This window comes from Jiulongibacter sp. NS-SX5 (assembly GCF_052828545.1).
Genome location: NZ_CM128248.1, coordinates 3973515 through 3986892, shown reverse-complemented (window position 1 = coordinate 3986892; position 13378 = coordinate 3973515). Strand labels below are relative to the sequence as shown.

Below are 13378 nucleotides of genomic sequence, written 5' to 3'. Positions count from 1 at the left end.
CAAAAAACTTATCTTTGCAAGCCCTAAATGAGTATTAACAAAACGTTATTCATTGGGCTTTATTTAGATCGTTTTCTAAAAATAAATACGTAAAAAATGGCAAAAGGGCTTCCTAAAAGAAGTGAAAATTATTCTGAGTGGTATAATGAACTGGTTAAGCGTGCAGATCTGGCAGAAAACTCAGATGTACGAGGGTGTATGATCATCAAACCTTATGGATTTGCAATCTGGGAAAAAATGCAAAGAGCTTTAGACGATATGTTTAAAGAAACAGGTCATAGCAATGCCTATTTCCCTTTATTCATACCCAAATCTTATCTCTCAAAAGAAGCCAGCCACGTAGAAGGTTTTGCTAAAGAGTGTGCAGTCATCACCCATTATCGTCTTAAAAATGATGAAGAAGGCAATGGTGTAGTCGTAGACCCTGATGCCAGACTCGAAGAGGAGCTTATTGTAAGACCGACCTCAGAAACTGCCATCTGGAACACCTACAAGAAATGGGTGCAGTCTTACAGAGATTTGCCTATCCTATTAAATCAATGGGCCAATGTGGTTCGTTGGGAGATGAGAACAAGAATTTTCCTTAGAACTGCTGAATTTCTGTGGCAGGAAGGTCATACTGCTCATGCTACACGTGAGGAGGCAGAAGAAGAGACTGCAAGGATGCTCGATGTCTACGCCAAATTTGCGGAAGAATGGATGGCGGTACCTGTAGTCAAAGGTCATAAAACAGCTAATGAACGTTTTGCAGGAGCAGAAGACACACTTTGTATAGAAGCCTTAATGCAAGATGGCAAAGCTCTTCAGGCCGGCACCTCACACTTTTTGGGACAAAACTTTGCTAAAGCATTTGACGTGAAGTTTCAAAGTAAAGAAGGTTCTCTGGAGCACGTCTGGGGAACTTCCTGGGGTGTAAGTACCAGACTAATGGGAGCACTCATAATGGCCCATTCTGATGATCAGGGTTTGGTTTTACCTCCAAAACTGGCCCCTATTCATGTGGTATTGGTACCCATTTTTAAGGGTGAAGAACAATTGGAGCAGATCAGAGGATTGATTACTCCAATGATGGAAGAACTAAAAGCAGCTGGCCTTACCATAAAGTTTGATGATGACGACCAGGCCAGACCAGGGTGGAAATTTGCAGAGTATGAAATGAAAGGAGTTCCCGTTAGAGTAGCGGTAGGTATGAGAGACCTTGAAAAAGGCTTAGTGGAAGTGGCACGAAGAGATACTTTAAGTAAAGATCAGATTCAGCTGGAAGGTGCTGGCAAGTACATCATTGAACTGATGGACACCATTCAAAACGAAATGCATGCCAAGGCCCTCAATTTCAGAACAGAAAACACGTCTGAGGTAAATACCTGGGACGAGTTTAAGGCTCAGGTAGAAAAAGGTGGATTCATTTCTGCTCATTGGGACGGTACTCCCGAGACAGAGGACAAGATCAAGGAACTCACCAAGGCTACTATCCGTTGTATCCCTTTTGATGGTGACAAAACCCCAGGAAAATGCGTTTTGACAGGAAATCCATCTGAAAGAAGAGTTCTTTTTGCGAAAGCATATTAATTAATATCAGTGAATTAATTCATTGATAAACAAACAAATATAAAATGGTAAAAACTGGAGACACCATAAAGGTGCACTACAAGGGAACATTAAACGACGGTACACTATTTGACAGCTCAGAAGGACGCGAGCCTTTGGAGTTTGAAGTAGGTAGCGGCATGGTCATAAAAGGTTTTGATGATGGTGTGATGGGTATGGCTGTAGGTGAGAAAAAATCTGTGAACATCCCTGCCAAAGAAGCATATGGCGAAGCGAACCCTCAAATGATCTTTGACTTTGAGAAGGCTCAAATACCTAATGATATTCCATTAGAGGTAGGTGGCACGCTAAACATGCATAATGGTCAACAAACTGTACCCGTAAAAATTCTTGAGGTAGCAGAAACAACCATCAAATTAGATGCGAACCATCCTTTGGCCGGACAGGATCTTAATTTTGACCTGGAGCTGGTAGATATTCAGGCTGGTGGAAACACGAGCGTAAACTTTGAAGAGGTGAAGTAATTCACATTCAGAGGAAAGTAAAAAGCACTTTGAGTATTCAAAGTGCTTTTTTTTATGGTTTAGAATACCTTTTGGGCAACAGCCAGAGTGGTAGAAGATTTACTCATGGTATAGAAGTGTAGGGCGGGCACCCCGTATTCTTTAAGTTCTTTACACTGATGCACACACCACTCAATCCCAATTTCTTTGGCTATTTCATTTGAAGCTGCATTCTCAACTTCATTTTTGAATTCATCTGGCATATCACAATAAAACAGCTTAGGAAGTATCTCCATTTGTCTTTTATTGGCTAAAACCTTTAAGCCTGGAATAATTGGAACTGAAATGTCGGCCGCTCTGCATTTATCTACAAAATCAAAGTATTTCGAATTATTGAAGAACATTTGCGTGACGATATAGTCTGCTCCAGCATCTATCTTTTTCTTCAAAAAATCAAGATCAGTTTCCAGGTCAACTGCCTCAAAGTGCTTTTCTGGATAAGCCGCAGCTCCAATACAAAAGTCAGTTTTGAAAGAATGAGGCTCCTCATCATACAGATATTTTCCTTTGTTAAGATCACTTATTTGACCTATCAGTTCAGAAGCAAAGGCGTGTCCTCCTGATTTTGGTTTGAAAACATTGAATGGCTTGGCAATGTCTCCTCTTAGAGCCATCACGTTATCTATTCCGAGATAATTAAGGTCAAAGAGCAAGTCTTCCGTATCTTCTTTGGTAAATCCTCCACATAAAACATGAGGTACAGGATCTACATTAAACTTGTGCATAATAGCGGAGCAAATACCTACCGTACCCGGTCTTCTACGGGTCTTCACCTCTTTCTTACCACCATCAGGCATATCTTTTATAAAATACTCTTCCCGGTGATAAGTGACATCTATAAAGGGAGGCTTTAATTCCATCATGGGCTCTATCCCTGTCAGCAGTTCTTCGATACTGTTGCTCCCTTTGGCAGGTGGAATTATCTCAATGGAGAAAATGGTTTTCCCTTGTGCATTTTTGAGGTGATCGGTTACCTTGGTCATTGGCGTCAGCTATTCTGATGTCTATTTCTTAAGACAAAATTAGAGATTACTCAATGACAGAAAACAGGCTTTGAGAATAATTGCCTCGCAAACTTGATTTTGGTAAAATTCTCTTTTTCTCACTCAAAAAGGATGATTAAATAGTAATTCTATCTACTAAAAAGCCCAACCAGCATTCACTGGTCGGGCTCTTATTCCAGCCAATATTTGACTTATTCATTTCTTACTTTACTACCGCCAGAGACATCTTGGTCTACTTTGGGAGAGCCTTTATAATTCACCGTACTGGCTCCACTGGCAGTAACATTCAAATAATCACTTACTGACACATTGGCCTTACTGGCCCCACTGAGGTCAAGTTTTACTTCTTCAGAATCGGCATCAAACGCATTTAGCTTAGAAGCTCCAGAGATGTCGGCAGAAATATATCTGGTCTGTTTCTCCAGGTTTAAATTTGAAGCACCTGAAATACTGGCCTCAAGGTCGTCAACAGGCACTTCCAATGTCAATTTTGAAGCTCCGGAAACATCAGCTTCCAATTCATCAATTAATGTAAAATCCTCCACTTCCACTTTAGAAGCACCGCTGATGTCTACTTCTGTTAAAATTGGTAATTCAATTGTCAGATCCATACGTTCTCTGCTCAATCCACTTAACCAAGTCTTTTTGATGTAAGAAATCTTTAGAGTTCTATTCACCACTCTTATATTCAAATCATTGACATCACGCTCTACCCCATTAGCCGTAACTCTAAAATCAGATGACGGGATAATTACAGCGTTCATAGCAGAACCAATGTCCACTTCATCAAAAGAGTCCAGATTAAAAATCTCTTCAACTACATCACCCGGAGGCTCGTTATCAAATATATTTTTATAAATACACGACTGTAACAATGGTACTGCTAAGAGTATGAGAAGTATCTTTTTCATTTCTTTCGTTTGTTTAGCTTTTTGACAATTAACCCTTACCACTCCCCTATTCGTATGCAGAAAAAATATTTTTCTGTTTTAAACATGGGGGAAATATGGTTTTGAGCTGTCACACTCCGAACGCACTACAGAACCTTTGTATGTTTGCAGTACAGAAAAAAAAGACTCAAAACTTGCCCGAAGCTAATATAGAAGCGATTCGAGAAGGTGACCCGAAGGCTTTTGAAGAGCTATTCAGGATGCACTATGCCTCGTTATCGAGATATGCGAACTCTATTCTTAAACAGGAAGATGAAGCAGAAGATGTGGTGCAGCAGGTATTTATCAATTACTGGGAGAACAGAAGCAAAACCATCATTTCGGGCTCATTAAAAGGTTATTTATTCAGGTCTGTTCATAATAAATGCCTCAACGTCATCAAGCATCATAAAGTGCGTTCGGCCTATGTAGACCATAGTTTGTTCTACGATAATCATTACCATCTGGAAGTCGAAGAAAATGTTGAGGCTAATGAATTACAAAGCAAAATTGAAACGGCCATTCAGGTTCTACCTGAGCAATGTCAAAAGATTTTCAGAATGAGTCGTTTCGAACAATTACGACATAAAGAAATAGCGGAGTTACTTAACATTTCTGCCAAAACCGTGGAAAACCAGATAGGTAAAGCCCTAAAAATTATGCGTGGCTCATTAAAAGACTATCTGGTAAGTTTTATTTTAATCATTTTAGGATCATGAGCAAACATCTACAAGAAGACCTACTGGCAAGGTATTTTGAGGGGATAGCTAACGAGGATGAATTAGCTCAAATCAATAATTGGATACAGCAGTCGGAAGCAAATCGCAAAGAATTAGAAGCCTACCACAAAATTTGGAACGGCTCAAACAAAAGTAATTTCAACCCGGATATAGATGCTGCATGGCAAAAGGTCTCTTCAGCTACAGTGTCAAAGTCAAAGAAGAGTTATTGGGCATTTGCCGCGGCTATCGCCGCAATTCTCGCCTTTGGCGTATATTTTTTATTTAATGATTCGCCTGAAGAAATTCAATATCTAGGCCTCACTACCGAGAATAATCAAACAGAATACACTTTAGAGGATGGCAGCACGGTTACGCTCAATGCTTTCAGCCATTTGGAATACCCCGAAAGTTTCACAGAAAAAGAAAGAAGAGTCAAACTAATCGGCGAGGCATTTTTTGACATCTCCAAAAATCCTGAAAAGCCATTTATCATTGAAGCCAATGGCACAGAAGTTCGGGTATTAGGAACTTCGTTTAATATCCAGGCTCGAGATGAAAATGTCAAAGTTAGTGTCAATAGTGGTAAAGTGGAGTTTAGCAAAACCGAACAAACCAAAGTGGTTTTAACAAAAGGTGAAGAAGCTCAGTATGAAAGCAGTAACGATACCATAAAAACAGCTCCAATTCTGGATAGAAATATCTTTGCTTTTAAGACGAAGATCTTTGAGTTTGACAAAAGTAAACTACCTGAAGTTATTCAAACTCTAAATAAGGGATACCTCTCAAACATTAAGCTTGAAGGTACAGCATGGGAGACATATGAAATCACCACTCGATTTGAAAATGAAAAATTGACTGACGCCTTAGACATCATTGCAGAAACACTTGACTTAAAGGTGATTAGAAAAGAAGAATCTTATATTTTAGCTAAAAACAAATAGGGGTAAAAACTGTTGAACCTGTCTATCATATGACAAGACTTCAACGTTTATAGAATTAACATTCAATGAAAAAACTATTATTCCTTACCCTATTTCTTACCTCTCAATTTGGTGCTTTTGGACAGCAAAAACAACTGCAGAAAATAGTGAGTGTAAATTTTGAAAATACACCTCTATCCAGTGCCTTAGAAGAGGTCGAAAAGTTGGCCGGGGTTAATTTTTCGTATAACCCGAGAATCGCGGATTTTAATAGAAAAGTAAGCCTAAGAGCTACCAATAAAAGCCTGTCACAGATTCTACCTGTACTTCTTGGGCCAACTCTTGACTTCAAAGTGAAAGGCTCTCATATCATTTTACAAAAAGCCCCCAAAAGAGACTTCATTATAAGTGGCTATGTTCTAGATGAAGACAACGGCGAACAGATAAAAAATGTTAGTATTTATGAGCCTGTGACTTTTGCCTCAGCATTAACGAATGACCACGGTTACTACAAAATAAAACTACCGGTTAACCAAAAGGATATCGACCTTAAATTTTCCAAAGAAGACTATGATATCATGGTAAAAACGGTGTTTGGAAGGTCAGATCAGAAAATAGATGTGAACCTCGCTAAAACCATGAAACCAAAGGTACTCACCGCAGAAGTTTCAGAAATAAGTAGAGCATCCGGAATAATTGATAGTTCTGCAGTAGTGGAAGTTCAATTACCAGAAAAACCTGCACCGAATCCTGTTCCGGTTCCAGAAATTAAAGAAGAGGAAAAACAACTCAAACTAGACCTAAGTGATGAATTTGCTTTTATAGATACCACGTACAAAAAAGGTAAAGATCAGTTTTTGAATTGGCTAATGACCACACGCCAAAACTTTCATTTTAGAAACATACAAGATAGTCTCTATAAGCCTTTCCAGATATCTCTGCTTCCCTTTTTGGGCACCAATCTGAGACTGGGACCTGTAGTGACCAATGATATATCAGTGAATATTTTCGCAGGTTATACCGGTAGCGTTAGAAAAGTAGAAGTAGGTGGTTTTGCTAATTTTATAAGGAAAGACCTCACGGGTGTTCAAGCTGCAGGAGCTATCAATGTCACCGGAAGATCTATGAGTGGAGTGCAAGCAGCCGGACTGGGCAATTTTAATATTGGAAGATCATCTGGTGTAATGGCTGCTGGTTTGCTAAACTTTAACGTGAAAGACTCTCGGGGTATCGTAGCCTCTGGCTTAACCAACTTGAGTTTTGGCGATCAAACCGGACTTATGGCCACGGGGCTTTCTAATTTCAGCTTTAAAAATGCCTCTGGTTTACATGTAGCCGGGTTGAGCAATATGACCTTTGGCAATCATACTGGAGCTCAGATTGGCCTTTTCAATTACGCTACCAAGCTTGATGGTACGCAAATAGGCTTGGTAAATTTGGCTTATGAACGAACCGACAAAAGCCTTCCAATTGGTCTGTTCAGCTATGTTCATAAAAATGGCTACCGACGACTGGAGATCAATGCATCTGAGCTTAACCATACAGAATTAACGTTTAAAACTGGTGTTCCTAAATTCTACACTCTGTTTAGTGCTGGTTTCAGTTATGGGAAAACCAATAAACCCTTAGGAGGAATAGGCTTAGGCCTGGGTACATCTTGGAAATATGGCCGACGATTCTCATCAAACTTCGACGTTTCCAACAACATCTACTACCTGGAAGAGGAAATAGAATATCTGGATCAGCAACTACAGGCCTCTTTAGGTTTTGAATATAAGATAGTTGATAGGCTGGCGGTATTTGTAGCACCTACCTTTAACTTTTATGTGAACTACGATGACACCTTAGACTTTAGTAGTTATCAATTACTTCTGTCTGAAAGATCAAACACCTGGTTTGGCGAAGCCGCTAAAACATACACCTGGCTAGGCTATAAATTCGGTATTAGAATTTGTAATAAAGGCTAAAAAATAAATCCCACGGTCTAGAAGAGGACCGTGGGATTTTACTTTTGAAAATCTAATACCTTAAAACTCCCAACGATAATTCAGCATCGGAATCATACCTAATTGGTATTTAGTCAATAATTGATTTTGGAAAGCGTCGTAGTAACTAAAGGCTACATTTTCCTGATTTGTTAGGTTTTGAATATCAATAGACCACATTCTATTGAGTTTATTCTTCGATCTTTTCAAGTAAATTCTTAAATCCGTTCTGAAATAATCAGGCAGTTCGTCTGTAAGTGGAGCTGTATAATCAAACACCGTTCTTGACTGTGCTGCTGAAGCAGATTCATCAATTTCATAATTATTAAAACCACCTAAGTATACCAACCTGATATTTGACCCAAAAACTCTGTCTTTAGACAAAGACCATTCTTTACCCAGGGTTAAATTACCAATGTAATTTCCATCATACCTGGATGCAAACTCCACTCCTTCTGCATTAATTGAAGTTGACTTATATAATGTAGCATTCGCCAGCATAAAGAAACCATTATCCAAGTATCTACTGTAATTCAGCTCCAAACCATAGTTATTCCCTTTGGCCCCATTCACTAAGTTTGTAGGATCTACATAACCAGTCAAATTCATTCCAGTAAGAAACTGATCTGTCTGAGATGCAAGATCATTCGTAATCGACAGATAATAAGCCTCAACAGTAATGTTAGACTTTTCTCCTAACCTTTGACTAAAATTCAGGACATAATGGTCAGATAGTGTAGGTTTTAGATCAGAATTAGAAGCATATAGCCAGTTATCTAACAGCTGAGAATGTCTACCATAGGATGCCGTTACACTTGCCGATGAGCCTAGAGCAAGGCTCAAAGCTGCTCTTGGCTCGAAAGTAGAAGTCTTAGTTAATAGATAATTCATCTGGTGGAAGCCCAGATCGTAACTTAGGCTTGAATTTATCTGACCTGAATACTGTATGAAAGGCTGAATTAACCAAGAATCAAACTCGCCGGCAGAAAGACCATTAAAGATATTGAGCGAGTCAGCAGTTCGTGTAACATAAGCTCCTGATTTCAGTCTGGAAGTGGCAAATCTTCTATTGAAAATAGTACTGAACGAAAATTTGGAAGTCTTTGTCAGGTCAAATTGCGATGGCAAAACATCACCATAAATAGGGTCAGCAGTCTGATTTCTTTCATTTCTCAAACCAGAATAGACAAGATTATTTTTCCAAAGTAATGAAGGGTTCAAAGTCTTCTCATGAGTTACACCCGCTGCTCCCATCTTGCTGTAATAATTGATGGCATACAAATCCTTCTCCTGCTGTGGCCCAAGGCCTTCTTCGTCATCAAAAGCAAATTCATTAGAGTTTTTTCCACCCATCCCGAAAACTGTAAAATCACCCAGCTTTTTATTTGGGAAGGAAAGGTTAACAGCTAAATCTTGAAAACGAATATCTTCTCCTCCAAAAGTCATACCTCCCAGTGCCAAAAGCCCGGTAAATGAATATCGATAATTGATAAGGTAACTACTTCCTTTTTTTCTATTGAGTGGCCCTTCAGAGGCCAAATCCACACCTATAAGACCTACCTGAGCTGTATGTTCGAATTCCTTATTATTGCCTTTTCGCAGACGCATGTCCATGACACCACTTAAAGCATTACCGTATTCAGCAGGAAAAGCCCCTGTAAGAAAGTTCATGTTTCCGAGCATCTGAGCTGAAAGCATATTGGTACCTCCGCCATTTACCGTAGCCTGATCTGAAAAAGTCCCTGCATTAGCCAGATGGTTAGGGTTTACAATCTCAAGGCCCTCTAAACGCCATTGCAAACCACGAGGATTATTCCCTCTAATACTCATATTATTCGCCTGATCATTGGTATTGGCTACGCCAGGGAAAGAAAACGCCAATCTGGCCGGATCAAAAAATGTAGCCGGAAAACGCATCACCTGCTCCACAGTAATGGTCTGGATACTGGTTTTGGCTCCCGATAAATTGGGACTTGCAGCTGTGACCATCACTTCGTCTAAGTCGCTAATAGCAGTTTGCAGGTTGACATCAATCACCAGTTCTTTATTAGAGGCCAGCAAGAGCTCTTTGATCAGTTGGTCTGTATAACCTACACCCGTAATTTTCAACTCCAGCCTACCTACAGGCACATCTGTAATTATAAACTGACCTTCAGCATCAGTCACGGCTGTTAAATTTGAATTGACAACCTGAACATTGATCTTCTCAATCGGGCTTTGAGAAACACTTTCTTTTACGGTACCTCTAACCGTAGATGTTCTCTGAGCAAGTGCAATAAATGGTAAAACTGACAGCACTAGAATGCTGCTGAATTTTAATTTCATTCCTAAAAGGTTAAGTTTTCCGCAAAAATACGGCTTTGTAAGGGAAAAGAACATAAAATGTCGACCTTGCATTCCCACATTGGTCCAATTAGAACAGCTCTTGTCCATAAGTAGGCCAATTTGATAAATGTTGTACCCACGACAAATCGACGAAACCATGTCAACCTTCAAGATTTACGGCTCATCTGCTGGCTCCGGCAAAACATTCACGCTTGCCAAAACATATCTCTCTTTATTACTCAAAGAAGAGGACCCAAGATATTTCAAGCATGTGCTGGCTGTTACCTTTACCAATGACGCCGCCGCAGAGATGAAGGAGCGTATCTTGAGTACACTAAAGGAAATCAGCGGACCCGAATCTGAAAGATCTGGAAAAGCTGAGACCATGCTGCAGGCAATACGTGAAGACTTGGGAGGTATTGAGATCATAGAGCTTCAGAAAAGAGCCAAGGCTGTTTTCGATCAAATCCTTGAGCATTACGCCGATTTTAACGTCAAAACCATTGATAGCTTTGTCAATCAACTCGCCACATCGTTTTCACGAGACTTAGGTCTGCCCTATAATTATGAGGTGGTACTAGATAAAGACCCTTTGTTATTAGAAGCCACCGAGAGAGTCTTTGAAAAAATAGGCTTACCAGAGTTTGACCATATCACTAAAATGGTTCAGAAGTTTGCTGAAGAAGAAGCCGATGATGGCAAAAACTGGCAAAATATCTTACCGAATCTCGCTGACTTTGCCGGTAATCTTTTTGATGACCAATACTTCAATTTGATTCAAAAAAATGAAGGATTAAACTACAAAGACTACCAAAAGGTCTCTAAAAGTATATCTGCCTATTTGGCACAGACCAAAAATACTGTGGTCAATTTAGGAAACGAGGGACTGCAATTCATAGAGGATAACGGTTTGAGTGTTGACCACTTTACCAGTAAAAAATCAGGTTTCCCTAGTGTTTTTTTGAAAGCTCAAAAAGCAGAATTAATTGAAAAAGTGGCTTCTGAAAATAAGTCTGTTCAGGCCGCCATAGTTGAAGGTAAATGGTATACCCAATCTCAGCCTGCAGGAATACAGGCTGCAATTGATCAGATTGCCCCGGCACTGATTGAACGGTATCAACAACTAACCGAATTCATTGAGGCGGAACGTCCAAAATACATTCTTCTCAAAGAGATTAAACGTTCTTTAAACAATCTTGCTTTATTGGGCGAGGTTTATCAAGAGCTAGGTAAGGTTCTGGAAGAGAATAATCAAGCTTTTATTACTGATTTTAACCGCAGAATCCAGCAGGTTATCACCAATGAACCCGTACCATTCATTTATGAACGATTAGGTGAAAAATATAACCATATTCTAATCGATGAGTTTCAGGACACCTCTGATATTCAATACTTTAACATCCTTCCCCTGATTGAAAACTCGCTTTCTAAAGACTATTTCAATATGGTAGTAGGAGACCCTAAGCAGTCCATCTATCGTTTTAGAGGTGGTAAAGTAGAGCTAATGCTTCATTTGCTGGGTAAAAAGAATGAAGAGCTTAAAGCCAATCCTATGCTCTCTGAGCATCAGCAACAGAGTATTGACTACACCAACAGCTTTCTCAGCTTAGAAAATCTTTCAAAAAACTATCGAAGCAAAGAGGAAATCATCGCATTTAATAAAGACTTTTTTGAACGCATCACCTCAACTGACGATAACTCAATGATCTCAGAGGCCTTCGCCAATGCCGCACAAGAAACACATGCCGGCACTCAAAAAGGAGGGCATGTAGAAATCGTGGTTAATACTGAAAAAGAGGTTGATTCTGAAGTCTGGTATCAGCAGGAAATTGAAGGTAAAATTGAGGAGGCACTTGCTGATGGTTATGCTCTTGGAGACATTGCTGTTTTGACCCGCAGAAAAAAGAACGAGGCTACAGTGGTTGCCAATAATCTGGTAAAAAAGGGTTATCCCGTGATTTCAGCAGACTCCTTATTACTGTCAAAGAATGTATCGGTGGTTATGCTCATTAGCCTACTTAAAGCTTATAATGATGAGGCTTATACCAATGAAGCATTCGTCCAGTATTTCAGGTATAAAAAAGAGCCGTTTCCTATCAAACTGCCTGATCAGACGCTATGGCAATTCTTAAATTCTAAGGGTCACGAGGTGGATTTACATTTGATGAGTGCCTTCGGCATTTATCAATTGGCCGAATCGTTGGCAAGCAAACTCGGCCTGTTTGAAGATCATGCCTCGCTGCCATATTTATTTGCCCTTTTTGATCTTATTCAGACCCAGGTAAAACAAAAAGGAAATAGCCTGAACGATTTTCTACATTATTGGGATCAGAATGGCAAAAATGCCTCTGTGAGCATCAAAAAAGAAGATGCCATAACAGTGACCACCATACATAAATCTAAAGGACTAGAATATCCTGTGGTCATAGTCCCGTATTGTAATTGGTCTACCAATATGATAAGCACCAATAAAGTATGGGTGAACCTGGAAGATATAGACTGGCCTGAACTTGAAACCACCGAAGGCCGACTGCTGGCAGGTCAAACCGGAAGTAAAAAGGACTTGGATGTTACGCCGATTGGCCCCCAGATTCAAAATGAAAAGGACTTTGTAAAACTGGAAGCTCTCAATGTCCTGTATGTAGCTTTTACCAGACCGGTTGATCGTTTATACGTTCTCAGTCACGGCACAAAAAATAATACTGTGGGTCAATATCTCACATCATATTTACCGGAAGACAATTCTGATGAGGTTAAGAGAACCATAGTATACCAAGGCTCTAATAACCAAGTCATCAAACAGAAAGATAGTTCTGAAAGCACTATTCTGGTCAAAGAAATCAATAGTCGAGAAAACCTCGGAAACCTCAAGATCAAGTCATCTACCGAAAAACTCTTCAATGAACAGAATCAAAGAGACCGAGGTAATTTGATTCATACACTTTTCTCTGAGATCAAAATGGCTGAAGATTTAGATCAGGCCTTACGTCAGTTACAGTTTAGTGGATTAATCAAAGAATCAGAAAAAGCAGAACTCAAAAGCGATGCCTTGAATCTACTCAATGACGAGCGATTGAAGCACCTGTTTGAAGGGAATATTCAAGTGGAAAACGAAAGAGACATCTTGGTTAAAAATGAAGATTTCAGCAGACCAGACCGAGTGGTTTATGAGGGAGAAAAAGTAACCATTTTAGATTATAAGACTGGTCAAAAAAGAAAATCACATCTCTATCAAATCAAAAAATATGGTGAACTCTACAGAGAAATGGGTTATGAAGACATAGAAATGCTTTTGGTTTACCTGAATCCTACAGAAGTTATTCCTGTTCGTTTCTAAATTGACTAATTTTGCATCCCTTTTATGAATGTAAGTCAAAGCTCC

At 39.5% G+C, this 13378-nt stretch carries 9 protein-coding genes; 6 read left to right on the top strand and 3 right to left on the bottom strand.

The features are described 5' to 3' along the window. Window positions 1–96: 96 nt before the first annotated feature. A complete protein-coding gene (gene proS, locus ACUXV0_RS17375) occupies window positions 97–1569 on the top strand; it encodes a proline--tRNA ligase (protein ID WP_446190849.1) in 1473 nt (490 codons plus the stop codon). Between the two features lie 44 nt (window positions 1570–1613). Continuing rightward, the gene (locus ACUXV0_RS17370; RefSeq protein WP_446190848.1) at window positions 1614–2072 is read left to right on the top strand and encodes an FKBP-type peptidyl-prolyl cis-trans isomerase; all 459 of its coding nucleotides are present in this window, start codon (window positions 1614–1616) and stop codon (window positions 2070–2072) included. A 59-nt stretch (window positions 2073–2131) separates the two neighbouring features. Here the strand turns inward: ACUXV0_RS17370 and ACUXV0_RS17365 are convergent, their stop codons facing one another. Both ACUXV0_RS17365 and ACUXV0_RS17360 read right to left on the bottom strand, forming a co-directional pair. Continuing rightward, window positions 2132–3094 (bottom strand): methylenetetrahydrofolate reductase, encoded by a 963-nt coding sequence (locus ACUXV0_RS17365; protein ID WP_446190847.1) that lies wholly within the window; start codon window positions 3092–3094, stop codon window positions 2132–2134. Window positions 3095–3306: 212 nt separating this feature from the next. Then, window positions 3307–4026: a head GIN domain-containing protein gene (locus ACUXV0_RS17360; protein WP_446190846.1), complete on the bottom strand. Its 720-nt coding sequence runs from the start codon at window positions 4024–4026 to the stop codon at window positions 3307–3309. Between the two features lie 140 nt (window positions 4027–4166). Here ACUXV0_RS17360 and ACUXV0_RS17355 point away from each other — a divergent pair, with 140 nt between their 5' ends. The 3 genes from ACUXV0_RS17355 to ACUXV0_RS17345 all read left to right on the top strand — a co-directional run bounded on the left by ACUXV0_RS17355 (window position 4167) and on the right by ACUXV0_RS17345 (window position 7653). Continuing rightward, complete coding sequence (locus ACUXV0_RS17355) at window positions 4167–4763, top strand: RNA polymerase sigma-70 factor (protein WP_446190845.1); 597 nt, start codon at window positions 4167–4169, stop codon at window positions 4761–4763. Beyond that, complete coding sequence (locus ACUXV0_RS17350; protein WP_446190844.1) at window positions 4760–5707, top strand: FecR family protein; 948 nt, start codon at window positions 4760–4762, stop codon at window positions 5705–5707. Before ACUXV0_RS17355 ends, ACUXV0_RS17350 begins: the two co-directional genes overlap by 4 nt. Window positions 5708–5772: 65 nt before the next feature. After that, on the top strand, window positions 5773–7653 hold the full coding sequence (locus ACUXV0_RS17345; RefSeq protein ID WP_446190843.1) for an STN and carboxypeptidase regulatory-like domain-containing protein: 1881 nt from the start codon (window positions 5773–5775) through the stop codon (window positions 7651–7653). A 60-nt stretch (window positions 7654–7713) separates the two neighbouring features. Here ACUXV0_RS17345 and ACUXV0_RS17340 read toward each other — a convergent pair whose 3' ends face one another. Continuing rightward, window positions 7714–9996 carry a TonB-dependent receptor gene (locus ACUXV0_RS17340; protein WP_446190842.1) on the bottom strand — a complete coding sequence of 761 codons (2283 nt, stop codon included), beginning with the start codon at window positions 9994–9996 and terminating at the stop codon, window positions 7714–7716. Between the two features lie 157 nt (window positions 9997–10153). Between ACUXV0_RS17340 and ACUXV0_RS17335 the strand changes: the two genes are divergently transcribed. Then, window positions 10154–13333, top strand: coding sequence for a UvrD-helicase domain-containing protein (locus ACUXV0_RS17335; protein WP_446190841.1), 3180 nt, complete (start codon window positions 10154–10156; stop codon window positions 13331–13333). Window positions 13334–13378 lie beyond the last annotated feature (45 nt).

Coding starts and splice junctions, on each gene's coding strand:
- ACUXV0_RS17345 (WP_446190843.1), top strand. CDS start 5,773: ATGAAAAAACTATTATTCCTTACCCTATTTCTTACCTCTCAATTTGGT.
- ACUXV0_RS17335 (WP_446190841.1), top strand. CDS start 10,154: ATGTCAACCTTCAAGATTTACGGCTCATCTGCTGGCTCCGGCAAAACA.
- ACUXV0_RS17340 (WP_446190842.1), bottom strand. CDS start 9,996: ATGAAATTAAAATTCAGCAGCATTCTAGTGCTGTCAGTTTTACCATTT.
- ACUXV0_RS17350 (WP_446190844.1), top strand. CDS start 4,760: ATGAGCAAACATCTACAAGAAGACCTACTGGCAAGGTATTTTGAGGGG.
- proS (WP_446190849.1), top strand. CDS start 97: ATGGCAAAAGGGCTTCCTAAAAGAAGTGAAAATTATTCTGAGTGGTAT.
- ACUXV0_RS17370 (WP_446190848.1), top strand. CDS start 1,614: ATGGTAAAAACTGGAGACACCATAAAGGTGCACTACAAGGGAACATTA.
- ACUXV0_RS17355 (WP_446190845.1), top strand. CDS start 4,167: ATGTTTGCAGTACAGAAAAAAAAGACTCAAAACTTGCCCGAAGCTAAT.
- ACUXV0_RS17360 (WP_446190846.1), bottom strand. CDS start 4,026: ATGAAAAAGATACTTCTCATACTCTTAGCAGTACCATTGTTACAGTCG.
- ACUXV0_RS17365 (WP_446190847.1), bottom strand. CDS start 3,094: ATGACCAAGGTAACCGATCACCTCAAAAATGCACAAGGGAAAACCATT.